The organism is Acinetobacter sp. YH12137, assembly GCF_013418535.1.
In the GTDB taxonomy this organism is placed as follows: domain Bacteria; phylum Pseudomonadota; class Gammaproteobacteria; order Pseudomonadales; family Moraxellaceae; genus Acinetobacter.
The window spans coordinates 1-25,192 of sequence record NZ_VPBW01000030.1 but is presented as its reverse complement, the minus strand read 5'-3'; the positions used below and the strand labels follow the sequence as shown (position 1 = coordinate 25,192).

The following is a 25,192-nucleotide window of genomic DNA, read 5'->3' as shown; positions in this document are numbered from 1 at the left end:
AACAATCTCGATTCCTCTGCATTGGTGGTTTCCTCAATGGAACTCAGGTTAAAGACCAAGGCGATAGCTTTGTCTGCGTCGAAAATGGTAAACAGGTGACTTACCATAAAAAGGAAATCTTCCATCAAGATGCTTGGGATCATGATTATTATGTTTGTGAAACTACGACTGACCAGCAAGCACGCAACTGGGTTTATGATATTCCACCACATTAATTGTCTCTATTCAGGCTGTAAATCAAACAATTACTAGAAACAATAACTTGCATAACATTTCTAAAATTGATTTTTCATACTATTTTCCTAAAACTGTATGAAAATAAAGCCAATAGGGAATATTATGAATTATGAAATCGATGCCTTTGGCACCTTGGTAATTGCAGTTTTTTTTCTTTTCATTGGGCGGTATCTGGTTAGTAAAATTGGCTTCTTTAGAAATTATAACTTACCCGAACCCGTAATCGGCGGTCTGATCGCAGCGATTACAGCTTTTATTCTCTATAAATTTTTTAATATCAGTGCCACATTTGACTCAGAAATCCAAACTATTTTGATGCTGATGTTCTTTACCTCTGTTGGTTTAAGTGCAGACTTTACCAAGCTCAAAGAAGGCGGGAAATCACTGCTGATCTTTCTGGTCTGTGTCATTCTATTTGTAGTTGTACAAAATGCGGTGGGTATGAGCTTAGCTACAGCACTTGGGCTTGATCCATTGATTGGTCTGATTGTTGGTTCTGTTACCTTAACAGGGGGTCATGGTACTGCCGGTGCTTGGGGTGAAGTTCTGGAAACTCAATATGGAATCCAGGGGGCAATTGTCCTCGGAATGGCAAGCGCTACTTTTGGTTTGATTATTGGTGGACTTGTGGGCGGTCCGGTTGCCAAATTCTTGATTAAACGCAATCAATTGGCAGAGACAGTAGCGCAAGAGACCAATGAGCAACAACTCGATACTAGCATCAACACCGCACCCTTCGAATATCCAAAGAAAACCCGGTTGATTACAGCCAGTAATGCAGTGTCGACTTTGGGGATGTTTGCGCTATGTATTTTTGTTGCGAATGAGATGACAGAGATCAGTCAGGGAAGATGGTTTGAACTGCCGACCTTTGTCTGGGCCTTAGGGACAGGGGTGATTGTACGTAACTTCCTGGAACATGTCCTAAAAGTCGATATCTTCGACCGTGCTATTGATGTATTCGGAAATGCGTCATTGTCTCTGTATTTATCTATGGCTTTACTGTCACTGCAACTTTGGTTACTGGCCGATTTGGCAGGCCCGCTCATTACCATTTTGTTTGCGCAGACAGCGGTACTGATTTTATTTACCGCAATTGTGACCTTTAGAATCATGGGAAAAAATTACGATGCCGCTGTATTGGTAGCAGGACATTGTGGTTTTGGTATGGGAGCAACACCGACTGCGATTGCCAATATTCAGGCGGTCACCAATAGTTATGGTCCATCACATAAAGCATTTTTGATCGTACCGCTGTGTGGTGCATTTTTTATTGATATTGTGAATGCTGTGGTGATTCAGAGCATCATTGCATTTTTCGGTTAAATTTTAATACAACTTTAAAATCATATAGACATGAAAAAGCCCCATGGTTAGGGGCTAGTCGTATGCACATCTGAGGCACATACTGTAAGAGGCTCATCTCATACTGAGCGTATTAAAGCACATTAACCTATCAATAGCCATTTAAATCATCTTTAGGCAGATAACTGTTGCTCAATGACTGGCCATAAGTTTTGATGTGAATTCTTGAACATCAGCATATGGCCAATCCCTTTATGACCATATTCTTGGGGCTTTAGCTCAATCATTTCTGTGGCTGCTTTTGGATATAAGCGCAGCAAGTCTTTGACATTCGCTTGAGTGGCGATTTCATCATCCGACGCCCAGATTGATGTGATCGGGCAGGTGATCTGAGCATGATAGTCATGTGCTGGTGCGATCTTTTTACCAATCGCATTAATTATATAACCTGGTTTACTACAAAATTCTGCCCATTCACGTGCCACATCTTTTGGCAGGTTTTCACCCATACCAATCGCTTGGGTTGGGCCATAGCCTTTAGTGATACGTGCCAATGGGAAAATGATATTGAACATCACTGGCGCTAGTAATTTGGTGCGGCCCCTTAAACCTTTAATATGACCCGTCGATCCGGCAATTGCCACGACTTTTTCCACTTTGACATAGTTTGGGACAATACCCAGCAGCTGTCCACCAGCACTATGACCAAGTAAGATGACCTTTGCTGCCTGAGTTTTAGCTAATAGCGCATCTATCGCAGCCGGAATGTCCAGTTGTCCCCATTGCACAATACTGGCTTTAGACTGCTTAACCGAACCTTTTAAAGATTCCCCAATACCTCGAAAATCAAATACCATTACGGCATAACCCTGAGTTTGCAACCAGCAGCTAAAAATATGATAAAACTGTTTGGTAATGCCAGTCGCAGGACAGATTAATATGGGAGATTTCTTACTTTCAGTCTCAGTGACTGGATAAAAACGTGCACTTAATTGATAGCCATCCTGGCACTTTAGAGTCAATGTTTCGAATTCAGACATGGGCTACACTATATTTTTGAATCAGAATGAATGCTTAAATTTACCTGACTTCTTCAAAGAAACTTGTTAAAACAATGACTAAAAAGTCAGTACGATGATAAAAACGGAATGAAAATATGCAGGGAATCGAACTTGATCTGGCAGTAAAGATCGCGATTATTTTTAGTGGAATATTCTTATGGATGGGGATGTTAACCGGGGTATGGAAATATTGGCAAATCCGCCAGTCTGTCAATTCACGGGCGCATTATTATGTGGATATTGCGCATCGCAGCAGTCTGCTTTATGCCCCTGCGACATTGATTCTGGCAGTATTGGCTTATTATTCAGCACTATCTTCGCAGACTAATTTGATCTGTGTATTGATCAATGTTCTCTTTTTCAGTTTCTCGATTGGCGCTTATATCTTGCATGGGTTTTTGAAAGACACCACTAATCAGTTTAAGCGACCGCATCAACTAGGTAAATTTCAGTTGCCGGGCGTGCTTATGACTTTGGCAATGGTCAGTTTGATTATTGCGGAATTGGGAGGGACAAGTGTGCTTCTTTATGGGGCGGCGATCGGATTATTCTAATTTTTAAGGGTTGATTTTATTTTTTGAGCCTATTGCTCAATTCTTTTCTGCCAGATGGATGACTGGCCAGATCATCCACTGGGGTATAAATTTATTAATAAATTATCGGTATTTCTGGTCAATCACAGCCCATAAGAAAAAGGCTGCCGACACAATCAAGGCATAACCGACGTACTCAAATTTTAAATTGCCTTGAATTAAACAATGCACAATCAAGGTCAGCATAAGCGCAACCGTGGTGCTCAAGAAAGTCACCAGATTGGTATTTGCCTTAAGAGCGTCAATGAAGACTTGCTTTTTGAAATGTACTGATAACATCTCCATCCCTCCCGTTTATTTGTATTATTGAAGAGTAAATCTTATTGATTTAGTCTGAATTGAATATACAGTTGTACTTCTTAATTTCAACCTTTGCAACTATTTAAGTGAACTTTAACAGTTAAAAATGGCCTCCTTTAGTCGTATTACTGTACTAATCAATGATTGCATCCGAATTATCATCTTAAACATTTCAGCGAGGGCAGTTCGACTGAAGTGTGCAAGTGACCAATCATTGCTACCATAGAGAAAAGCAAATTCTACGCCAAAAATTTGTAGAGATAATCCAGAGAATGTAAGTCTATGTAGGATGATGAAGGTGAGTTGGTTTAATCAGGAAACAATATGTTTAAAAAACAGTAAAATAGAGAGTTGTATTGATCTTCTGCTAAAGAATGAAAATGGAAGTAAGAAAGAAGCTAATTAAAATAATTGATAAAAGTCTATAAAGCTTTCTAAAATACAATCTGGCTGTGATCATGATTAGAGGAGGTAAACAATAAATGCCGGTTTGGGTAAAACCTGACAGTTATTGATCACGCTAAAACCGGATTTTGGGTAAAAATACGATTTTTATGACCTCTTAGAAAGATTAATTTCTGATGCGGTCAATCACAGCGGCAATGACAAGAACAATAAGAGATGGAATCAGCCATGCCATATTTTGTTCAGAAAGCGGTAAGTTCTGTAGCAATTCAGGTAATTCAAGGCCAGCAACTTTAAGCCCATCAAAAACACCGAAAATAAATGCAACCAGTGTGGTCGGTGCAACAACTTGAGCAGGTTTTCTAAAGAAATGACCGCAGAAGCTTAGCAGGATCACTGCAATCGCAGGCGGATAAATCGCGCTCAATACAGGCACAGAAACGGCAATCAGTTTGGTCAAACCAAGATTAGAAATCACCAGCGAGAAGCCGACCAGTATAAAGACAAAGGCTTTATAGGGCAGTTTGGTAATAGACGAGAAATATTCAGCACATGCACAGGTCAGGCCAATCGCAGTTACCATGCAGGCAACAAAAATCATAGTAGCAAGGAAATAAGCACCCATATCACCAAAAGCATGTTGTACATAGGCATGCAGAATAATCGCACCATTGGCAGCATTAGGGGCAACATCGTGACTACCTAGGCCTAGTTTAAACAGGCTGAGATAAACCAGAGTTAGACCAATCCCTGAAATAATCGCTGCATTGACTGCATATTTGGTAATCAGCTTGCGATCCGTTACGCCACGAGAAGTAATCGCACGCACAATCACAATACCAAAGACCAATGCACCTAAGGTATCCATGGTCAGATAACCATTAACGATGCCTTCAGTGACCGGACTTGTAACATAGTTACCCACTGCAGCAGGTGGTTTGCCGGCAGGAATCAACACTGCAGCACCGCCTAAAATGATCAATGCGATAATTTTTACCGGAGACAGGAAGTAACCAACCGTATCCAAAATCTTATTTGGATAAAGGGAAACCAGAGTCACTACAGCAAAATAGATCACACTATAGATCAGCAGATTGCTAGGTGCATTGCCAAAGTATGAAGAGAAGCCGATTTCATAAGAAACGGTTGCAGTACGTGGTGTCGCAAATAAAGGTCCAACCGTCAGATAACACACGACAGTCAGTAAAAGACTGGCAGCTTTACCTAAAGGAGAACTTAAGATCTGGATGGAACCTTCAACACGTGACAATGCCACGATGGTGATGACAGGTAGGCCAACTGCCGTAATCAGGAAACCTAGGGCAGCTAACCATACATGCTCACCGGCTTGTTGAGCCACAATCGGTGGAAAGATAATGTTGCCTGCACCAATAAACAGTGCAAAGGTCATAAAACCTAAGGCCACAATATCTCTTGTACGGAGACTTGTCATAGAGGGAGAACAAATAACTAAAAGAAAGCGATTTTAGTGTATATGTCATGATTTTTGGAGTTTAATTTAATGCTGAAAGCCTTGATTTTACTGATCTTGATGATCGGATAATATGAACTTTAAAAGCTTGGTAGAAATATATCTTTGATATTCAGTTGAAAAAAATATAATTTATTTTTAAATAAATAAATCATTTAGGCTCCATTTCATCATTTTAAGCTTATTGTTTGTATAAATAAGCAGCATTGAGATTCTCTAGAGCAAGTTTTAAGAATTGTCATGCAGAGCGAACAAATGCGCATCTTGTCTGAAAAAGGACTATAATTTCCTGATTCACCTTGAGGATAGATCCATGCGAGCTCCAGCGATTACTCTGAAAACCGAACAAGATATCGAAAAATTACGGATATCTGGGCGTTTGGCTGCACAGGTTTTGGAAATGATCGGGGAGCATGTCAAGCCGGGTGTCACGACTGAATATCTGGATGACATCTGTCATGATTTTATCGTCAATACACTAAAAGTGACGCCAGCTAATATTGGCTATTATGGTTATACCAAAACCACCTGTATTTCACCGAATGAAGTGGTTTGTCATGGTATTCCATCTCCGAATACGGTCTTGCAAGATGGCGATATTATTAATATTGACGTTGCGATCATTAAAGACGGTTATTTTGGCGATACCAGTCGAATGTATTATGTCGGTACACCAACTCCTGAAGCCAAACGTCTGGTCGAAACCACTTATGAAGCTATGGTTGCCGGGATTCATGCCGTTAAACCGGGCGCAACCCTAGGCGATATTGGTTATGCAATCCAGTCTGTTGCACAGCGTGAAGGCTACACCATTGTGCGTGAATATTGTGGTCATGGGATTGGTAAAATTTATCACGAACAGCCAAACATTCTGCATTACGGACAACCAGGTCAGGGCATCAAACTGGTACCCGGTATGGTCTTTACCATTGAACCTATGGTCAACATGGGTAAAGCACGTGTTAAAGAGCTGAAGGACGGCTGGACAGTCGTGACTGCAGATAAATCCTGGTCAGCTCAATGGGAACACATGGTAGTTGTAACCGACACAGGTTTTGAGCTGTTATCACCATGGCCAGAAGGCACTGGCGAGTATCCGGAAATTTAAATTATTTTTCATGTTATGCATTGAAATACAGTAGCTTACATAAATTACAGCATACGTGTTATTAATGACAAAAGCCTACAAAATACTACATGAAGAAGTGGTTTAACCAGCCAAATTCTCTTAATCTATTTATAGTTAGTTGATATTTGCTTTGTTAGATGTCTGATTGCTGTGTATTAGATTTGGCTTGGCGGTAGTAGTTTCCTTTCGTTCACTTCATGCTGTAGTGAATCGTTTTTATTAGCTCATTTTTCCCCAAGAATGAGCTATTTTTTTTGCCGGAAATATGTCTATTTATACAAGATGCAGATGCTCAACCAGATAATCAATAAATACTCTTACAGCTGGTAACAGACCACGACGGGAAGGATAAACCAGATGGAAAATTCCATGTGCCGTTTTCCAGTCTGAAAGTACCCGAACCAGTTCGCCCCGTTCTATATATTGCTGCACGACATTATCGGGCAATAAGGTAATACCACAGCCTGAAGCTGCCAGTTGTGCCAGCATATTCAGGTCTGATCCCATTACGGTCGGGTTGATCCGGATTTTCTTCTGTTGCTGCTGCTCATTCTGCAATATCAGGAACTGTTCAGTATGTTCCTCAGCCATGCTTAAAATTTTATGTTCAGAGAGCTGTTCAGGTGTTTTAAGATCGCCAAATTCATTTAAATAGCCCTGACTGGCAAACAGATGCTGTTCAATTTTTTCAAACTGACGAATTACCAGATTCGGATCATCATCCAGGCTGGTCCGTACCCGTAAGGCCAGATCAAAACCTTCATTAATAATGTCCACACGTCGATTGGTGATCATCATCTGGACTTTAATTTCAGGATATTTTTTCAGGAAATCCGGCAGGATTTTTGCCATTTCATTCTGGGCAATGGAGACGGGCAGGCTGATTTTAATGGTACCACGCGGTTCAGTACTGAGATGATCCACCAGATCATGGGCGGCCTGTGCTGCACTGAGCATCACTTGTGCATGTCGATAGATATTCATGCCAATATCAGTGACTGCAAAATGGCGAGAACTACGCTGAATCAGGCGGACACCAAGGCGTTCTTCCAGATTATAAACACGGCGGCTGAGCTTGGATTTGGGAATATCGGTGGCACGTTCGGCTGCACTAAAGCCGCCATGTTCAACGACCTGCGCAAAACAGTAAAAATCATCCAGATCAGTCAGCATCGTTTAATTCCATTCCTGCAACAATAGGCTGATTAAAAAATGATTGTTGCATACTGTCAACTATAGAATACGAATTTTGAATGATGACTAGATCTCGGACTCAAGTAATTTAAGTAAGGTCTTCATGCCTTCTGTGGCCGTTTGGGAAATCTTGTGAAACTGAACTGGTAAATGCTGTTGATCTGCTTTGGGATCAATATAGTAAGCTGTGGAGTGAGCTGGAATCTCATGGATTAAACCAGCAACAGGATATACTTGCAAACTGGTTCCAATGACCACAAAAATATCAGCATTCTGTACACAATCTTGTGCTTCTTCATAAGCAGGAACTGCTTCGCCAAACCAGACTACATGTGGACGTAGTGGATAGCCATCCTTACAGAAGTGTTTAGTTAAATCTAATTCAGTCCCTTCAATCGGATAAAACTCGGTGGTGTACTGACAATTCGGGCCTGAGGTTTTGGCTAGGCGGATATTACCATGCAGGTGAATGACCTTGGAGCTTCCCGCACGTTCATGCAGATCATCAATATTCTGGGTAATCACATGTACATCAAAATCATCTTCAAGTTCGGCAATGAGTTGATGAGCTGCATTTGGCTGTGCTTCCAGAATATTTTTACGTCGGGCATTATAAAAGCGTTGCACCAGTTCCGGATTTTTAGCCCAAGCTTCCGGTGTGGCCACTTCTTCTATACGATACTGTTCCCAAAGCCCATCACTGTCACGAAAGGTGTTAATCCCACTTTCCGCACTCATGCCAGCACCTGAAAACACCACCAGTTTTTTCATGATTTCTTCTCCTGAATCTTTAGGCCGCTGATGAACTCGACTGTAAATTGTCTTTCAGAAAGATACCGAGCTCCTTGGCAAATTTGAGTGGTTCGGTCAGTAAGGGGGTATGGCCAGATTTTGTAAAAAGTACCTGTTTAGCCTGAGGCAGGCTTTGGGCAATTAGGCGCTGACCTTCCACAGGATAAAGTTTTGACTGCACACCGCTAAAGAAAGTTACTGGACAAGTAAGCTTCGTCAGAGCTTCACGATAATCTTCCTGATGATATAAATAATTATTGATGTACCACGCCATATAATCCACCCGGCTAGAAGGAAGGAGCAGGCTTTGCAGACGAGGTTGGTTCAGGATGAACTTAAATACTTTCAAACTGGCTGGACGATCATTTTGTAGCTGGATAAAGCGCAGCCATAATGCTGCAATTTGCTGTCGTACTGAATTATCCAGATCCCGAATGAGTTCAATATGCTGATGTTCTGCAAGTAATGTTGAAAGCTGCTGCAAAATTTCAATAAATTCCTGATGGCGTGGACCAAAAAGTCCAAATGCCCAGGCATTATCGACCGGAATCTTCGGTGTTTGGTCAATATGCAAATAAGCTGCTATGTGTTTGGCAAAGTTCCCATAGCACAGGCCATGCATGGTGGTTGTCGCGCCCATAGAGTAAGCAATTACAATGAATTGATCTAAATTGAGCTGCTGGATCACCGACTGAACATCAAGCCAGTGACTGGAAATCGCATCCAGGTCTTGCGGGATTTTGCAGTGACTAGACGCCCCAAAACCGCGCCATTCAGGAATAATAAAGCGGAAGTTTTTCTGATGTGGATAGAGAAAAGCTGCCCATTGCCAGCTCAACATGCCCAGACCGGATAGGACCAGTACCGGTTGACCCTGACCGTATTCACGTACAAATAACTGTTCGCCATCTGGCATGGTATAGAAGGGCATGCATATCTCCGTATTTATAATTTTTCTACATCGAATTGTTTAAGTCTGGGAATGACCTGTTCCAGCCAGGCAATCCAGCCCAGTTCCTGATCAATACCCAGTTGCAGAATCATTTTATGAATATACAGGGTTCGGTCATTTTCGTCAGCTTGAGCAAAGTCTTTGGCGAAAATATGCTGATAGGTTTTAAGCTTTTCTTTATGTATTTCTAGATGTCGTTCCAGTTCAGGTAAGGTGCTGTTGCCGCCAAGTTGGGCTTCTGCACGCAGACGAACCATCAATTCTTCACGAAGCTGTGCAGGAGAGCTATGCTCCAGCATCCAGTTAGCCAGTTCTTCCCGGCCGAGTCGTTCTACCTGATAGGTTTTTTTACGGCTATGAGAATCTTCCTCTTCTATGGTCGAAATCCAGCCTTTTTGCAGCATGGCATTTAGTTCACGATAGATCTGCTGATGGGTGGCATTCCAGAAGAAGCCCATGGAGCGGTCAAAACGGCGTGCCAGTTCAATGCCGGTGCTCGGTTTCTCAATCAGGCTGGTGAGTAAAACATGTGATAAAGACATAAACGTCTCAAAAAAGTGACTCGGGATTATTATGCAACATGTTGCATAAAAATCAATTCTGCACTATAAATTAGTGCAACAAGTTGCATAAGGCTGATGCTTGATGGAAATAAATCAGTCAGCCTGAATAAAAATAGCCAGCACATCTGCACGCTAGGGAGTTGAAATGTCTAAATATCCGAATTTACTTGCCCCACTGGACCTAGGTTTTACCACGCTTAAAAACCGTGTCTTGATGGGCTCTATGCATGTGGGCTTAGAAGAAGCACCAGGTGGTTATAATCGGATGGCTGCCTTTTATGCAGAACGCGCCAAGGGTGGCGTAGCATTAATTGTGACAGGTGGTATCTCACCGAATGATCATGGCGTCACTTTTCAGGGCGGTTCCAAGCTCGACACGATTGAAGAAGCTGAAAAGCATAAAATCATTACTCAAGCCGTGCATGAGGCTGGCGGGAAAATTGCCATGCAGATCCTGCATACCGGCCGTTACTCTTATCAGGCGGAAAATGTCGCGCCGTCTCCAATTCAGGCACCGATTAATCCAGTCAAACCGCATGCTTTAAGCTCTGCTGAAGTGCAGCAAACCATTGATGACTTTGCCAACTGTGCCAGACTGGCTCAATACGCCGGTTATGACGGTGTCGAAATCATGGGTTCAGAAGGTTACCTGATCAATGAGTTCATCGCAGCGCGTACCAATCATCGTGATGATGAATGGGGTGGTAGTTATGAAAACCGTATCCGTTTCCCGATTGAAATTGTACGCCGTACCCGTGAAATGGTCGGTGAGAATTTTATTATTATCTATCGTCTTTCCATGCTGGATCTGGTTGAAGGCGGTTCAACTCTAGAAGAAGTAATCCAACTGGCCAAAGCCATTGAGAAAGCGGGCGCGACGATTATTAATACCGGTATTGGCTGGCATGAAGCGCGTATTCCGACCATTGCTACCAAAGTGCCACGTGCGGCCTTTACTTGGGTTACGCGCAAGCTAAAAGGTCAGGTGAGTATTCCTCTTATTACCTCTAACCGTATTAATACGCCGGAAATGGCAGAATATGTCCTGGCTACAGGCGATGCCGATATGGTGTCAATGGCACGTCCAATGCTGGCAGACTCTGAGTTTGTCTTAAAAGCAGAACAGGGCCGTAGTGATGAAATTAATACCTGTATCGGTTGTAATCAGGCCTGTCTGGATCATATTTTCTCGATGAAAATTGCTACCTGTCTGGTGAATCCACGCGCGTGTTATGAAACTGAACTGATCTTTAAAGAAACCAATGTAGCGAAAAATATTGCAGTGATTGGTGCAGGACCAGCGGGTTTAAGCTTTGCCATCTATGCAGCAGGTCGTGGTCATCATGTCACTGTATTCGAAGCTTCAGCGCAGATTGGTGGGCAATTTAATATTGCGAAGACCATTCCAGGTAAGGAAGAGTTTTATGAAACCTTACGTTATTTCAAACGTCAGATTGAGTTGCAACCACGTATTCAATTGAAATTAAATTGCACCGCGACCTTTGATCAGCTGATTTCAGCCGAATTTGATGACATTGTGGTTGCCACTGGGGTGACACCGCGTCAGCTCGATATTCCTGGAATTGATCATCCTAAAGTGTTGTCTTATCTGGAGGTACTAAGAGAGCGTAAACCAGTCGGCCAGCGTGTAGCGATTATTGGTGCAGGGGGTATTGGCTTTGATACGGCTGAGATGCTCAGTCATGGGACCGAAAGTGGTAGCGTCAATCCGGAAAAATTCTATGATGAATGGGGAATCGATACTAACTATGAAAATGTCGGTGGACTCAAGACCGCCAATGTAGAACAGCCTGAACGTGAAATTTATTTATTGCAGCGTAAAGCAGCTTCTGTCGGTTCAAGTCTGGGTAAAACCACAGGCTGGATTCACCGTGCTGGCTTAAAGCATCGTAATGTCAAAATGATTGCTGGTGCAAGCTATGAAAAAATTGATGATCAAGGTCTGCATGTGATGGTAAATGATCAACCTGCAGTGTTAGACGTAGATAATGTCATTATCTGTGCTGGTCAGGAATCTTATACTGCCATGTTTGATGAACTAAAAGCTGCCGGTAAAAACGTGCATCTCATTGGTGGTGCGAAAGAAGCAGGTGAGCTGGATGCTAAACGTGCAATCCGTCAGGGTGCTGAATTGGCTGCGGTGATTTAATTGATAAAACTTAAAAGATGACAGTTTTTGCTTTCATGCGAAATTGTCATGAAAGAAAGTTGATTCGCAACATTCCCTCTCCTTTGTTAAAGGAGAGGGTTAGGGAGAGGATTCTATTCTGAAACACCAGAATCCCCCTAAATCCCCCTATTTGCAAAGAGGGACTTTACAACAAAAAGGAAATAATAATGACACTACAAACAACCCAAACTGCAATTATGCGTTGGCATGAAATGTTGGAAACACGTGACATGTCCATATTGAATGAACTCCTCGCGGACGATGTCGTATTCCGCTCACCCGTGGCTTTTCAGCCTTATCCCGGGAAACAGGTTGTATTTTTTATCTTGACCAATGTGGTTCAGGTCTTTGAAAACTTTACTTATCACCGCGAATTTCTTAGTGAAGATGGTAACAATGTTGTACTTGAGTTCTCCGCCAATGTCGGCGATAAGAAACTTAAGGGAATCGACATGATTCAGTTCAATGATGAAGGTCAGATCATTGATTTTGAAGTAATGATACGACCAAAATCTGGACTTGAAGCCTTAGCTATAGAAATGGGCCAGCGGATTCAGGCTTATCAGGCTAATACTTAATTTCCTAAAATTGATTCAAGTCGGCATGAAGTTTGTACATCACTGATAGAAAACTAGAGGGGAATACAGATGAAAATGTGGCTTAAAAAAATGAGTCAACTTTCAAGTGAATATCTGGACCGCTTTAGCGGAGCCGATCTTCCAACACTTTATTATAATCCGAATGGTTTATTTTCTGGTGTGATTGAACGTTTACCACTTTTAAAACAGAAATATCGTCCAACACCGTGGTTATCGAATGCGCATGCGCACATTCTATATCTGGACTTGATAAAAAAACGCACGATTAAGCTGCAATATGATGTGCTTGAGCAGCTGAATATGTCCGATGGCGGCATTACTGGCATTGCCTGGTATGGTTTAGATTTACCGCCAAGTACACCTACCATTGTGCTATTGCATACCATTACCGGCTCTCCGGAATCCATGCGGGAGCTGGTGCGTGACCTACATAAATATACAGGCTGGCGTGTTGCTCTGTGTTTGCGCCGTGGTCATGCTGACCTGCCAATGCCTGTGCCAAAAATGAACTTGTTTGGTTCAACCCAAGATCTGCGTGAACAGTTGCTCTATATTCAGGACAAGTTTCCTCAATCCGATCTCTATGGTGTGGGTTCCTCTGCGGGGACAGGACTGTTGGTTCGCTACTTGGGTGAAGAGGGCGAGCAAACCCCACTCAAAGCAGCCTTTGCTTTATGCCCAGGCTATAACACTGAAACCGGTTTTGCCTATGTACATCCGTTTTATAGCAAAGTCATGGCTAAAAAACTGATCAAACGTTTTATCCATCCTTATCAGGAAACCTGGCAGATTTATCCTTCATGGAAGCAATTGCTTGAGGTGAAAGACTTGTCTGAATTTGAACAGCGCTACTATGAGCTGGCAGGCTTTTCAGATTATGAAAGTTATACCAAGGCCACCAATCCAATTTATGTATTTGAAAATGTCAAAATTCCATTGATGATTTTGAATTCGGAAGATGACCCGGTCTGTCATATCCAGAATCTGGAACCGTATAAGGATGTCATTCGAGCCATGCCAAATATTGTGGTCGTCACCACTAAAAAAGGTAGCCATTGTGGCTTTTATCAGGGCTTAATGCAGACAGAATCATGGGCCACTCGTCTGATGGCAGATTATTTACTGCAACTTTCCGATACTCCAACGGCAGCTTGAAAGAGATTTTTAAACCATAAAAAACCCAGCATAAGCTGGGTTTTTTTGATGAAGGATTATATTAGTTTTCAAGTGCTGGCATAGCAGCAGCAATTGCATCTGCAACTGCATCATCTTCAGACTTATTTGCAGAAGATGAGTTGTTTTTAGGGGCGGCTGGTGTTGCTGCAGGTTTTGCAGGCTGCTCAGTGCTTGAATTTGTTTCAGCTGCAGGCGCAGGCTCTGATTGAGCAGGTTCCGGCTTTTTAACTTCACGGCGAATTTCAGTCGTAGTATTCGCAGTTTGTTCGCGCTGGATTTCAACAGCCGGTGCTGCTGGTGCTTCTTCAACCGGTTCAACTGGTGTTGATTCTAATGGTTCAACAGGCTCAAGTTGTACAGGTTCCGGAGCAACCACTTCAGATGCTGGAGTAACTTCGGTTTGTTCTTCTTCTTTTGGAGCTTCTTTTTTTACACAACCAGTCAGTGTAAGGCCAGTCAGGATCAGGGTACAGATTAAAAGTTTCTTCATCATCATTGCATCAAACAGAATAGTGTAGGGTGTGAATGTTCCTATTATAGCAGCAAAATGCAATATATAAATCATATGAACTTACTGTAATTTTTTTCAGGAATTGCTGTTAGAATAGTCAATTGTTTATTGTTCTTTGATTTGATGCGGATTGACTTTGCTTTATTGGTACAAGGTAAAGTAAAATTGCGCAACATTGCAGGCCGATTTAGGCTCGATTGTACGAGAAACCCAATGACCCATTTTATTTTCGTGACTGGTGGTGTTGTTTCATCACTAGGTAAAGGTATTTCAGCTGCTTCTGTTGCTGCACTTTTAGAAGCCCGTGGTTTAAAAGTGACCATGGTAAAAATGGATCCATACATTAATGTCGATCCAGGGACTATGAGCCCATTCCAGCACGGTGAAGTTTTTGTTACAGAAGACGGTGCTGAAACAGACTTAGACTTGGGTTACTACGAACGTTTCTTGCGTCGTGCGAAAATGACCAAACTGAATAACTTTACATCAGGCCGTGTTTACCAGGATGTTCTGAATAAAGAACGCCGTGGTGACTACCTAGGTGGTACTGTACAAGTTATTCCACACATTACTGACAACATCAAAGAACGTGTACTTCGCGCTGGCGAAGGTTATGACGTTGCGATCGTTGAGATCGGCGGTACTGTAGGTGACATTGAATCTCTCCCATTCATGGAATCTGTACGTCAGTTAATGGTTGAACTTGGTCATAAACGTACGATGCTGATGCACTTAACGTTACTCCCATACATTAAGTCTGCAGCAGAATTAAAAACCAAACCAACACAGCACTCTGTTAAAGAACTTCTGTCTATTGGTATTCAACCAGACATTTTGATCTGCCGTACTGAACATGATGTTGATGCAGATACGACGCGTAAAATTGCCTTGTTCACTAACGTAGAAGCGCGTGCAGTAGTCGTGTGTAAAGATGCACGTACGATCTACCAGATTCCACGTACTTTCTATGAACAAAATGTTGACGATTTAATCTGTGAACGTTTCGGCTATGACAATCTTCCAGAAGCAGACCTGTCTGACTGGGATAATGTGGTAGAAGCTTTACTGAATCCTGAATACACTGTTCGTGTTGCGATGGTTGGTAAATATGTTGAACTTCCGGATGCCTACAAGTCTGTGAACGAAGCACTTTTACATGCCGGTATTCAAAACCGCGTGAAAGTCCAGATCGACTATGTCAATGCTGAAGAACTTGAAAGCCAAGATGTCAATGAAGTATTGAAAGATGCGGATGCGATTCTGGTACCAGGCGGTTTTGGTGAACGTGGTACTGAAGGCAAAATGAAAGCGATTCGTTTTGCACGTGAAAACGGTGTGCCATTCTTAGGCATCTGTTTAGGTATGCAGCTTGCAGTGATCGAATATGCACGTAATGTGGCGGGTATCACTGATGCGACTTCAACAGAATTCAACCGTTCAACCAAATCTCCATTGATTGGTCTGATCACTGAATGGTTAGATGAGCGCGGTGAAGTTCAACAGCGTTCAGTAGATTCTGATCTTGGCGGTACCATGCGTCTAGGTGCACAGAAGTCTGAACTGGTACCGGGTACCAAGACTGCTGAAGTGTATGGTTCGGATGAAATTATCGAACGTCACCGTCACCGTTACGAGATGAACAACCGTTATATCCCAGTGCTGGAAGAAAAAGGCATGAAGATTTCTGGTTATTCTCCAGTGCAACACCTGGTAGAAACTGTTGAAATTCCTGCACATCCTTGGTTTATTGCAGTACAATTCCACCCGGAATTTACCAGCTCGCCACGTGATGGACATCCATTATTTGCCGGTTTCATTGATGCTGCGAAAAAACAGTACCAAAAAACTAAATAATGCGAGTTTAAGACACAACTAGGAAGTTTAAATGTCACAATTAAAACCACAAGAAATTGTACGTTTAGGCGATATACAAATGGCAAACCACTTGCCATTTGTACTATTCGGCGGCATGAACGTACTTGAGTCGAAAGACTTAGCTTTTGAAATTGCAGAGACTTATGTTGATATCTGCAAACGTTTAGATATTCCATATGTCTTTAAAGCAAGTTTTGACAAAGCCAACCGTTCAAGCCTGAACTCATTCCGTGGGCCTGGCCTGGAAAAAGGAATCGAGTGGTTAGCCGACATTAAAAAACATTTTAATGTGCCAATTATCACTGATGTACATGAGCCGTATCAGGCTGCTCCTGTGGCAGAAGTTGCTGACATTATCCAGCTACCTGCATTCTTAAGTCGTCAGACTGACCTGGTTGAAGCGATGGCAAAAACTGATGCCATTATCAACATCAAGAAAGCCCAGTTCCTTGCTCCGCACGAAATGCGCCACATTTTGCATAAGTGTCTGGAAGCAGGGAATGACAAGCTGATTCTTTGTGAGCGTGGTTCTGCTTTTGGTTACAACAATCTGGTTGTAGACATGCTGGGCTTCGACATCATGAAAGAAATGAACGTGCCAGTATTCTTTGATGTAACACATGCATTACAAACTCCAGGCGGTCGTGCTGACTCTGCCGGTGGTCGTCGTGCGCAGATTACTACACTGGCGCGTGCCGGTATGGCAACAGGTCTTGCAGGTTTGTTCCTAGAAGCTCATCCAAATCCGGATGTGGCAAAATGTGATGGTCCTTGTGCCTTGCGTTTATCTCAACTAGAACCATTCCTGGCTCAATTAAAAGAGCTGGATACTCTAGTGAAAGGATTTGAAAAATTAGATACCCATTGATGCAGTTTTAAGCATCCTGTTATTAATCAACTGAGGAATTGTTCATGAGCCAAATCGTTGACATTCGTGCACGTGAAATTTTGGACTCTCGTGGTAACCCAACCATCGAAGCAGACGTTATCCTGGCATCTGGCGTAGTTGGCCGTGCATGTGCACCATCTGGTGCTTCAACTGGTTCTCGTGAAGCTTTAGAACTTCGTGATGGCGATAAAGCACGTTACCTAGGTAAAGGTGTTAAAACTGCGGTTAACAACGTAAACACTCTGATTCGTGATGCGTTAGTGGGTAAATCAGTATTCGAACAGAGAGACATCGACAATACGATGATCGCTTTAGACGGTACTGAAAACAAAGAAAAATTAGGTGCAAACGCAACTTTGGCAGTATCTCTTGCTGCTGCGCGTGCTGCTGCTGAAGAAAAGAAAACGCCGCTTTACCAATATATCGCAGATCTTCGTGGTCAAAAGATTTTGACTATGCCTGTTCCAATGATGAACATCCTGAACGGTGGTGCTCACGCAGACAACACTGTTGATATTCAGGAATTCATGATTGAGCCTGTAGGTTTCACTTCATTCTCTGAAGCGTTACGTGCTGGTGCTGAAATCTTCCATTCTTTAAAATCAGTTTTGAAGAAACAAGGTTTGAACACTGCAGTTGGTGATGAAGGTGGTTTTGCGCCAAACCTTCGTTCTAACGAAGAAGCTATTACTGTGATCCTGTCTGCAATCGAGCAAACTGGTTACAAAGCTGGTTCTGATATTATGCTTGCGCTTGACTGTGCATCTTCAGAATTCTACAAAGATGGTCAATATATCCTGGCTGGTGAAGGCAACAAATCGTTCACAAGCAACCAGTTTGCTGACTACCTTGCAGGTCTGGTAAATCAATACCCTATCATCTCGATTGAAGATGGTCTGGACGAATCTGACTGGGAAGGCTGGTCTTACCTGACTTCTATCCTTGGCGATAAAATCCAGTTGGTGGGTGATGACCTGTTCGTTACGAATCCTAAGATTCTTCAACGCGGTATCAACGAGAAAGTAGGTAACTCAATCCTGATCAAGTACAACCAGATCGGTACATTGACTGAAACTTTAGATGCAATCTACCTTGCGAAAGCAAATGGTTACTCTACTGTAATCTCTCACCGTTCAGGCGAAACTGAAGATTCAACTATTGCGGATCTTGCAGTGGGTACAGCAGCGGGTCAAATCAAGACTGGTTCACTTTGCCGTTCTGACCGTGTAGCGAAATATAACCAATTACTTCGTATCGAAGAATTGACTCAAGCTGCATATCGCGGTAAAGCTGAGTTCAAAGGTTTGAACTAAGCGACTCATGTCAATGTTAAATGTATTCGACTCCTTGATGAGTAAAGTACTGTTGGGCCTTGCGATCGTTTTGATCGCAGGGTTTCAATATTTATACTGGTTCGGTGAGGGTGGTTATAATGACCATCAGGCATTGACCCAGAAAATTCAGCAACAAGTAGAATTGAATGAAGAACTGAAAGAACGTAATCGCGTTCTGGCCGCAGAAGTTTATGATTTGAAGAATGGTATTGAAGCCATCGAAGAGCATGCCCGTCTCGATCTAGGTTTGATCAAGCCGCATGAAACCTTTGTGCAAATGAGCACTATTAGTACTCAATATAAACCGATTTATCTTAATCCGAATAAAGTAGACCTGAGAACCAATGAATCAGCTGATGTTCCAACAACACCATAAATTGTGGGTCATTTTACCAGCTGCAGGTTCCGGTAGCCGATTTTCCAAAACCGAACTTAAACAATACCAGATGATTCAGGAACGGACCGTTCTTGAACACACGGTTTCCCGTCTGAATCAATTGCCATTAGCAGGTTATGTCCTTGCGATTGGTGCACAGGATGATGTTGCCAAGACTCTGCCACTTTCTCATCTGGATAAAGCACATTTTTGCTTGGGCGGTGCAGAGCGCGTCAACTCTGTACTAAATGCCTTGGAATATTTATCTGAGATTGCTTCAGAAGAGGATTGGGTTTTGGTGCATGATGCAGCCCGTCCTTGTGTGAGTCAAAGCTCCCTGATTGATCTGGTCAATACAGCAATTCAAACTGATCAGGCTGCGATTCTGGCCATTCCGGTACGAGATACCTTAAAACGTGTCGTAAAGGATCATGGTATTGAAATGACAGTAGATCGTTCGACATTATGGCAGGCGCAAACACCACAAATGGCGAAACTTGGAACTTTGAAGCGTGCGATTCAGCAGGCACTCGCAGATGGTGCTACCATTACCGATGAAGCCAGTGCACTGGAACATATAGATGAACCCGTCCAAGTAGTACAGGGGCGTTCCGATAATATTAAAATTACCTATCCAGATGATCTGGAACTGGCGAAGTTGATTCTGGCTGTCCAGCGCTAAATATATTGCAATAAAAATGGAATAAATCGGTCAATGGCGATTTATTCCGGAGCACTTTAACTTATAATTTTGCCATCATGAATTTTCTACCCGTGGGCCAATGATCCCTTCACAGCAGTATCGTTTTTTGCGGCAGTCCGCACGCGATGGTCGTAGTATTAATCCCCAGAATGCCTCCCGATGGACCAAGTTGCACCTTGATCCATGGCTGCTTTGTTTCCTGATTTTAAATGCGATCTTGGGTCTGATGGTGGTTTACAGTGCCACCTCTGAAGATTCGGGGATGGTGATTCGCCAGGCGATCAGTTTTGGTGTGGGTTTTGTGGTAATGTTTATCTGTGCCCAAGTACCACCCAAGGTCTATCAGGCTGCCAGTCCATATTTTTATATGTTCGGTATCTTTATGCTGCTGCTGGTCTTTGTGATTGGTGAAAAGCGTCTGGGGGCAACCCGCTGGATTACGTTGCCGGGTGTGGGGAGTATGCAGCCGAGTGAGGTGATGAAGTTTGCCATGCCACTGATGATGGCCTGGTACTTTGCCCGTAAACCTTTCCCGCCAAAATTTCTAGATATTGTGGGCGCCTTGGTGATTTTAGGCGTACCTTTTGTACTGGTGGCATTACAACCCGATCTAAATATCGGTCTGGTGATTCCCGGGATTTTTGTACTGTTCCTGAGTGGCATGTCATGGCGTCTAATTGCTGGAGCCTTTGCTGCTTTGGCCGTTGCAGTGCCGCTACTGTGGATGTTCTTGTTGCAGGAATATCAAAAGAAACGGATTTTGACTTTATTCGATCCAGAATCAGATGCCTTGGGCGCAGGCTGGAATATTATCCAGTCCAAAATTGCCATCGGTTCGGGTGGGGTTATGGGGAAAGGCTATTCGCAAGGCACCCAGTCTCATCTAGGTTATCTGCCTGAACATCATACCGACTTCATCATGTCGACTTATGCCGAAGAATTTGGTTTTATCGGGGTGTTTCTGCTATTCAGCCTGTTTACGGCCATTATTATTCGCTGTCTGATTATTGGCATGAATAGCTTTCATAACTTTGGCCGTTTGTATGCCGGTGCGATCGGACTGACTTTCTTTTTCTTCGTGTTTTTAAACTCAGGCATGGTCAGTGGGATTTTACCTGTAACGGGTGACCCTTTGCCATTGATGAGTTATGGTGGTACAGCCGTAATTTCCATGTTGGCAGGGATGGGTATTGTGATGTCAATTCATACTCATCGGTAGAAAATTCAATGAAGTAAGTTTTCAAAGCCGGACCAGTTCTGGCTTTTTTATTGCTCGTATTTATTAAAAGTAGCTTTATGCTATAAATATTCAATAACTTAGATAAATCGTATGTAATTTTTATTGTTGAGGGGAAAATGCATAAATTAATTATAGCCATTGGAATTTTGGGCTTATCTGTTTCAGCTTGGGCCAAACCACTGAGTCAGGCTGAATTTAAGGCGCAAACCAAACAAAAATATGATGAGTTAGAGCTAAAACTTGCCGTGTTGAACTCATCGGTAGACCGACGTGAGCATCCTGCACTTATGATTGCTAAAGCCTGTGAATATGCAACCGGTTTAAAGCAGTTAAAGTATCTATCAGAACAGAATCTGCATCTTGCGACAGCGCAGGATGAATTCCGGTTTGTGAGTACACTGGATAATCAGTTTACTCAATCCCTTCAGGATTTGGGAACTACCTATGAAACAGGCTGTGTTTCACAAAAGAAATAAAGAACAAAAAGCCCTCAAATGAGGGCTTTGTTTTTGGCTGTTTAATACCTAATTAAGAAACCAGGTGTAATAACCCCATAGCATTAACGGCCAAGCCAGAAACGGACTAAATAGCCATTTCCAGAACCAGTGCTGAGGGATAAAGCCAACCCCGTGAATAAAACCGCCTGAAATGCCGATCATGATAAACATCATGGCGCGGTGGCTATATTCCCCGTTGGCATCCAGCATTGCAGCAGGATGAACCAGCAACACCGCTGCGAGTGGAAAAGCCAATAGGCAAGAAATCACCATTGCAAAAGGGTTAGATTTTTTTTCTATCTTTACTTGTTCAACTGCAGCGTCTGTCATCTCTTATTTCTCATCCAGGTCTTGATGATTTTCAATATATAGTGCACTGAGTACACCAGCGAAACAGGCCATCAAAATGCCGAGAATCCATGCGAAATACCACATAATTTTATCTCCTAAGACACAGCCTTAGTACAGGCTGTGTGAATTCTCTTGAATATGTTTTTTGGTAATCACGCCCCACATCTTGTAGTAACACCAAGTGGTGTAGCACAGAATCAGTGGAACGAAGATGCATGCAGCCACAGTCATCACAGTTAAGGTATTTTGGCTGGAGACCGCATCCCACATGGTTAAGCTTGCAACCGGATTAATGCTTGAAGGCATCAGGAATGGGAACAGGGCAAAACCGGCAGTCAAAATTGCACCGATCACTGCCAGGGATGAACCCAGGAAGCTCAGGCCTGCTTTATTTTTACCTGCTGCCAGTACAATGATCAAGCCACCCAAAATGCCGGCAATTGGAGCAGCCATTGTGATTGGATAAGTCGAATAGTTGTTCATCCAGCCTGGATTGGCATTGGTCATCACTTCTTTGGCAAGCGGGTTGGCAACACCATTGGTATCAAAAGGTGTAACCAGGGTGTAGCCTTGAATACCACCAAAGTACAGCCAAGCGCCTGCAGCCAGGAAAGCTACCAGATAAACAATCCCCATGATTTTGGTTGCTTTGGCAGAACGTTCACGTAAATCGCCATCTGTACGTAGCATCAACCATGCACCACCGTGTGCACACAGCATAGATAAGCTGACAACACCACATACCAGTGCAAATGGATTGAGCAGGGCAAAGAAGCTGCCAGAATAAGTCGAACGAACTGTTTCGTCTAATGTAAATGGAACACCCAGGAACATATTGCCGAATGCGACACCGAAAACCAGTGCAGGCACAGCACCACCAACTGCTAGGCCCCAATCCCAAGCATTACGCCATTTGGTATTTTCCAGTTTGGAGCGATAGTCGAATCCTACTGGACGCAGGAATAAGGCGAACAGAACAAGCAGAAGTGCCCAGTACATACCAGAAAAGGCAGTTGCATAAACCATTGGCCAGGCAGCAAACAGGGCACCACCCGCAGTAATAAACCAGACCTGGTTACCATCCCAATGCGGGGCAATCGTATTGATTGCCGCACGACGTTCTTCATCATTCTGACCCACGAATGGCATGATCGCCATGGAGCCCATATCAAAGCCATCAGTCAGGGCGAAACCAATCAGCAAGACGCCAACCAGTACCCACCAGATTATTTTGAGTAATTCATATTCGATCATGCTTGAGCCTCCTCATTTGCCTTTTTTGCAGCTTCAAGTTTCTCGAAGTGGTATTTACCAGTATGTAGAGAACTTGGGCCAAGGCGTGAGAATTTAATCATTAAGTACATTTCAATGATCAGCAGTACAGTGTAGAACGCTGCTAATGCAATGATTGAACCCCATACATCGCCTGTGCTTAAGCTTGAAGTCGATAAATGTGTAGGCAGAACCTCACCAATAGTCCAAGGTTGACGACCTACTTCAGCAACAAACCAGCCAGTTTGTGCCGCAATCCATGGAAGTGGTAGTGCAAATAATGCAAATTTTAATAACCAAGGTTTGTTTTCTGCATTGCGTTTAGCCACCGCAAAAGTTGCAAGAACAAATAGAACCAGCATCAGGAAGCCAGAAGCGACCATGGCACGAAATGCCCAGAACAGGCTTGGTACATGTGGAATAGTATCTTTTGCTGCTGCCTTAATTTGCTCGTCAGAAGCATCTACAACATTTGCAGTATATTTTTTCAGAAGCAGACCGTAGCCCAAATCTTTTTGAGTTTCTGCAAATGCAGCTTTCAGCTCAGGAGACTGATCACCAGCACGTAGTTTTTCCAGTTGTTCATAAGCCACCATACCGTTTCGGATACGACCTTCATGTTCAACCAGCAGGTCTTTAATACCGGTAACAGGCGTATCTACAGAACGTGTAGCGATAATCCCCATAACATAAGGAATTTTCACAGCATAATCGGTAGACATGGTTTCTTTATTTGGGAAGCCAAATAAAGTAAATGCTGCAGGTGCTGGTTCAGTTTCCCATTCTGCTTCAATCGCAGCCAGTTTGGTTTTCTGTACATCACCAATTTCATAACCAGACTCATCGCCCAGCAGGATCACAGAAAGAGTTGACGCTAAGCCGAAAATGGCAGCAATCGCAAATGAACGGCGTGCAAATGGCAAGTCACGTTTTTTCAGCATATAGTAACTTGAAATCGCCAGTACGAAGATGGCACCAGTCACATAACCTGCAGAAACAGTATGTACGAATTTAACCTGTGCAACCGGGTTAAAGATCAGTGCTGCAAAGTCCACCATTTCCATACGCATGGTTTCATAGTTGAATGCTGAACCAACCGGGTTTTGCATCCAGCCATTGGCAACCAGAATCCACAGTGCAGACATGTTAGATCCCAGTGCAACTAACCAGGTCACGCCCAGATGCTGTACTTTGGATAAACGGTCCCAACCGAAGAAGAATAAACCAATGAAAGTAGATTCAAGGAAGAAGGCCATCAAACCTTCAATAGCCAATGGTGCACCGAAAATATCACCCACATAATGCGAATAATATGCCCAGTTGGTTCCGAACTGGAACTCCATGGTCAAGCCTGTGGTTACCCCTAAGGCAAAGTTAATCCCGAACAGTTTTCCCCAAAACTTAGTCATGTCCTTGTAAATTTCTTTGCCGGAAATCACATAGGTGGTTTCCATAATGGCAAGCAGAAATGCCAGGCCTAAGGTCAGTGGAACAAAAATAAAGTGATACATCGCGGTCATAGCGAACTGGAACCGCGAAAGATCGACCACGCTTTCAGAAATCATCAACGTGTCTCCTTGATTTGGGAAGGATTGCCGGCGATACGCTCGGCGACTTGAGTGTCAAAATCTTTTGGAATAGTAGGCGCATCAAACCAAATATTTTTAATTACCAGAAGTAGAATGATCTTGATAATTAAAATCGCAGTAATCTCTCTTACTGTTTTTTGGTTTAAATTTTTAGAAACTAAGCTCATGTGAACAAGCCTATTATGTGGTTTGTTATATATTATTAATCGATTGTAACTAAAAAATAAATAGACCAAATAGTTTAAATAAATATATATTTATAAGTTATTGAAAATATTAATAATATTTAATTAAAAGTTTGATAATTATTCTAAATATTTGTGATTATTTTTTTGTAACAATAGATTATTTAAATCTGATTAAAATGGTTGGAATTTATTTTTCAAGTATATTAATCCTGATTATTTTGCTGGGGTTTTTATTCAGTTTTTATTCTAATTAACCCGAATCCTGCTTAAGCCGATGACTTCATAATTTGAATTGTTGGCTTATTTTTATGGATCAGTTGATATGCACACAAGGACGCGTAAATCCCTCCTAGAAATCCATGAACACTACGTGCTTTG

Annotated in this window: 27 protein-coding genes and 1 pseudogene; 14 read left to right on the top strand and 14 right to left on the bottom strand. The window is 42.7% G+C overall.

The features are described from left to right. Positions 1–20 precede the first annotated feature (20 nt). Positions 21–215 (top strand): hypothetical protein, encoded by a 195-nt coding sequence (locus FTU72_RS12650; protein ID WP_179993012.1) that lies wholly within the window; start codon positions 21–23, stop codon positions 213–215. A gap of 124 nt (positions 216–339) precedes the next feature. After that, positions 340–1,563 carry a sodium/glutamate symporter gene (gltS, locus tag FTU72_RS12645; protein ID WP_104484060.1) on the top strand — a complete coding sequence of 408 codons (1,224 nt, stop codon included), beginning with the start codon at positions 340–342 and terminating at the stop codon, positions 1,561–1,563. Positions 1,564–1,715: 152 nt separating this feature from the next. Here the strand turns inward: gltS and FTU72_RS12640 are convergent, their stop codons facing one another. After that, positions 1,716–2,582 carry an alpha/beta fold hydrolase gene (locus tag FTU72_RS12640; RefSeq protein WP_179993008.1) on the bottom strand — a complete coding sequence of 289 codons (867 nt, stop codon included), beginning with the start codon at positions 2,580–2,582 and terminating at the stop codon, positions 1,716–1,718. A 116-nt stretch (positions 2,583–2,698) separates the two neighbouring features. Here FTU72_RS12640 and FTU72_RS12635 point away from each other — a divergent pair, with 116 nt between their 5' ends. After that, positions 2,699–3,157 carry a hypothetical protein gene (locus FTU72_RS12635; protein ID WP_180052960.1) on the top strand — a complete coding sequence of 153 codons (459 nt, stop codon included), beginning with the start codon at positions 2,699–2,701 and terminating at the stop codon, positions 3,155–3,157. A gap of 102 nt (positions 3,158–3,259) precedes the next feature. Here FTU72_RS12635 and FTU72_RS12630 read toward each other — a convergent pair whose 3' ends face one another. Both FTU72_RS12630 and brnQ read right to left on the bottom strand, forming a co-directional pair. After that, positions 3,260–3,475, bottom strand: coding sequence for a hypothetical protein (locus FTU72_RS12630; protein WP_004783783.1), 216 nt, complete (start codon positions 3,473–3,475; stop codon positions 3,260–3,262). 592 nt (positions 3,476–4,067) lie between these two features. Continuing rightward, positions 4,068–5,354, bottom strand: a complete 1,287-nt coding sequence (brnQ, locus tag FTU72_RS12625; protein WP_180031959.1) for a branched-chain amino acid transport system II carrier protein — start codon at positions 5,352–5,354, stop codon at positions 4,068–4,070. Between the two features lie 352 nt (positions 5,355–5,706). On the opposite strand from brnQ, the gene map reads away from it, so the two are divergent. Next, complete coding sequence (map, locus tag FTU72_RS12620; protein WP_179993006.1) at positions 5,707–6,501, top strand: type I methionyl aminopeptidase; 795 nt, start codon at positions 5,707–5,709, stop codon at positions 6,499–6,501. Positions 6,502–6,795: 294 nt separating this feature from the next. Here map and FTU72_RS12615 read toward each other — a convergent pair whose 3' ends face one another. The 4 genes from FTU72_RS12615 to FTU72_RS12600 all read right to left on the bottom strand — a co-directional run bounded on the left by FTU72_RS12615 (position 6,796) and on the right by FTU72_RS12600 (position 10,002). Further along, on the bottom strand, positions 6,796–7,695 hold the full coding sequence (locus tag FTU72_RS12615) for a LysR substrate-binding domain-containing protein (protein ID WP_166134896.1): 900 nt from the start codon (positions 7,693–7,695) through the stop codon (positions 6,796–6,798). A gap of 87 nt (positions 7,696–7,782) precedes the next feature. After that, on the bottom strand, positions 7,783–8,487 hold the full coding sequence (locus FTU72_RS12610; RefSeq protein WP_179993005.1) for an NAD-dependent deacylase: 705 nt from the start codon (positions 8,485–8,487) through the stop codon (positions 7,783–7,785). Between the two features lie 19 nt (positions 8,488–8,506). Next, positions 8,507–9,439: an alpha/beta fold hydrolase gene (locus tag FTU72_RS12605; RefSeq protein ID WP_179993004.1), complete on the bottom strand. Its 933-nt coding sequence runs from the start codon at positions 9,437–9,439 to the stop codon at positions 8,507–8,509. 14 nt (positions 9,440–9,453) lie between these two features. Beyond that, positions 9,454–10,002: a PadR family transcriptional regulator gene (locus FTU72_RS12600; protein ID WP_166134890.1), complete on the bottom strand. Its 549-nt coding sequence runs from the start codon at positions 10,000–10,002 to the stop codon at positions 9,454–9,456. 166 nt (positions 10,003–10,168) lie between these two features. Here FTU72_RS12600 and FTU72_RS12595 point away from each other — a divergent pair, with 166 nt between their 5' ends. The 3 genes from FTU72_RS12595 (at position 10,169) to FTU72_RS12585 (ending at position 13,968) form a co-directional block, all read left to right on the top strand. Then, positions 10,169–12,193 (top strand): NADPH-dependent 2,4-dienoyl-CoA reductase, encoded by a 2,025-nt coding sequence (locus FTU72_RS12595; RefSeq protein WP_179993003.1) that lies wholly within the window; start codon positions 10,169–10,171, stop codon positions 12,191–12,193. A gap of 188 nt (positions 12,194–12,381) precedes the next feature. Then, positions 12,382–12,792, top strand: coding sequence for a nuclear transport factor 2 family protein (locus FTU72_RS12590; protein ID WP_179993002.1), 411 nt, complete (start codon positions 12,382–12,384; stop codon positions 12,790–12,792). 69 nt (positions 12,793–12,861) lie between these two features. Then, positions 12,862–13,968 (top strand): YheT family hydrolase, encoded by a 1,107-nt coding sequence (locus tag FTU72_RS12585; RefSeq protein ID WP_166134882.1) that lies wholly within the window; start codon positions 12,862–12,864, stop codon positions 13,966–13,968. Positions 13,969–14,029: 61 nt separating this feature from the next. Here the strand turns inward: FTU72_RS12585 and FTU72_RS12580 are convergent, their stop codons facing one another. Further along, the gene (locus tag FTU72_RS12580; RefSeq protein WP_373683629.1) at positions 14,030–14,485 is read right to left on the bottom strand and encodes a hypothetical protein; all 456 of its coding nucleotides are present in this window, start codon (positions 14,483–14,485) and stop codon (positions 14,030–14,032) included. A 228-nt stretch (positions 14,486–14,713) separates the two neighbouring features. Between FTU72_RS12580 and FTU72_RS12575 the strand changes: the two genes are divergently transcribed. From FTU72_RS12575 to FTU72_RS16425, 7 genes are all read left to right on the top strand, one after another. Beyond that, positions 14,714–16,354 carry a CTP synthase gene (locus tag FTU72_RS12575; protein WP_104426986.1) on the top strand — a complete coding sequence of 547 codons (1,641 nt, stop codon included), beginning with the start codon at positions 14,714–14,716 and terminating at the stop codon, positions 16,352–16,354. Positions 16,355–16,385: 31 nt separating this feature from the next. Then, positions 16,386–17,243, top strand: a complete 858-nt coding sequence (kdsA, locus tag FTU72_RS12570) for a 3-deoxy-8-phosphooctulonate synthase (protein WP_004783756.1) — start codon at positions 16,386–16,388, stop codon at positions 17,241–17,243. A 44-nt stretch (positions 17,244–17,287) separates the two neighbouring features. Next, positions 17,288–18,577, top strand: coding sequence for a phosphopyruvate hydratase (gene eno, locus FTU72_RS12565; RefSeq protein ID WP_179993000.1), 1,290 nt, complete (start codon positions 17,288–17,290; stop codon positions 18,575–18,577). 7 nt (positions 18,578–18,584) lie between these two features. Then, positions 18,585–18,974 (top strand): septum formation initiator family protein, encoded by a 390-nt coding sequence (locus FTU72_RS12560; protein ID WP_004783752.1) that lies wholly within the window; start codon positions 18,585–18,587, stop codon positions 18,972–18,974. Beyond that, positions 18,943–19,656 (top strand): 2-C-methyl-D-erythritol 4-phosphate cytidylyltransferase, encoded by a 714-nt coding sequence (gene ispD, locus FTU72_RS12555; protein ID WP_159123155.1) that lies wholly within the window; start codon positions 18,943–18,945, stop codon positions 19,654–19,656. The genes FTU72_RS12560 and ispD overlap by 32 nt, the downstream gene beginning before the upstream one ends. A gap of 100 nt (positions 19,657–19,756) precedes the next feature. Continuing rightward, positions 19,757–20,896: a rod shape-determining protein RodA gene (rodA, locus tag FTU72_RS12550; protein WP_166134868.1), complete on the top strand. Its 1,140-nt coding sequence runs from the start codon at positions 19,757–19,759 to the stop codon at positions 20,894–20,896. A gap of 137 nt (positions 20,897–21,033) precedes the next feature. Then, a complete protein-coding gene (locus tag FTU72_RS16425; protein WP_227607366.1) occupies positions 21,034–21,393 on the top strand; it encodes a hypothetical protein in 360 nt (119 codons plus the stop codon). Positions 21,394–21,441: 48 nt separating this feature from the next. On the opposite strand, the gene FTU72_RS12540 is transcribed toward FTU72_RS16425, so the two are convergent. The 6 genes and pseudogenes from FTU72_RS12540 to FTU72_RS12515 form a co-directional block, all read right to left on the bottom strand. Beyond that, positions 21,442–21,744 carry a cyd operon YbgE family protein gene (locus tag FTU72_RS12540; protein WP_159123153.1) on the bottom strand — a complete coding sequence of 101 codons (303 nt, stop codon included), beginning with the start codon at positions 21,742–21,744 and terminating at the stop codon, positions 21,442–21,444. Positions 21,745–21,747: 3 nt separating this feature from the next. Further along, the gene (gene cydX, locus FTU72_RS12535) at positions 21,748–21,849 is read right to left on the bottom strand and encodes a cytochrome bd-I oxidase subunit CydX (RefSeq protein ID WP_004783742.1); all 102 of its coding nucleotides are present in this window, start codon (positions 21,847–21,849) and stop codon (positions 21,748–21,750) included. 24 nt (positions 21,850–21,873) lie between these two features. Beyond that, positions 21,874–23,019 (bottom strand): cytochrome d ubiquinol oxidase subunit II, encoded by a 1,146-nt coding sequence (gene cydB, locus FTU72_RS12530; protein ID WP_159123152.1) that lies wholly within the window; start codon positions 23,017–23,019, stop codon positions 21,874–21,876. Beyond that, entirely contained in the window at positions 23,016–24,602 is a 1,587-nt protein-coding gene (locus FTU72_RS12525) for a cytochrome ubiquinol oxidase subunit I (RefSeq protein ID WP_125279135.1), read from the bottom strand. Before FTU72_RS12525 ends, cydB begins: the two co-directional genes overlap by 4 nt. Further along, the gene (cydP, locus tag FTU72_RS12520; RefSeq protein WP_004783737.1) at positions 24,602–24,793 is read right to left on the bottom strand and encodes a cytochrome oxidase putative small subunit CydP; all 192 of its coding nucleotides are present in this window, start codon (positions 24,791–24,793) and stop codon (positions 24,602–24,604) included. Before cydP ends, FTU72_RS12525 begins: the two co-directional genes overlap by 1 nt. 287 nt (positions 24,794–25,080) lie before the next feature. Continuing rightward, a pseudogene (locus FTU72_RS12515) lies at positions 25,081–25,192 on the bottom strand (IS982 family transposase); the annotation flags it as partial.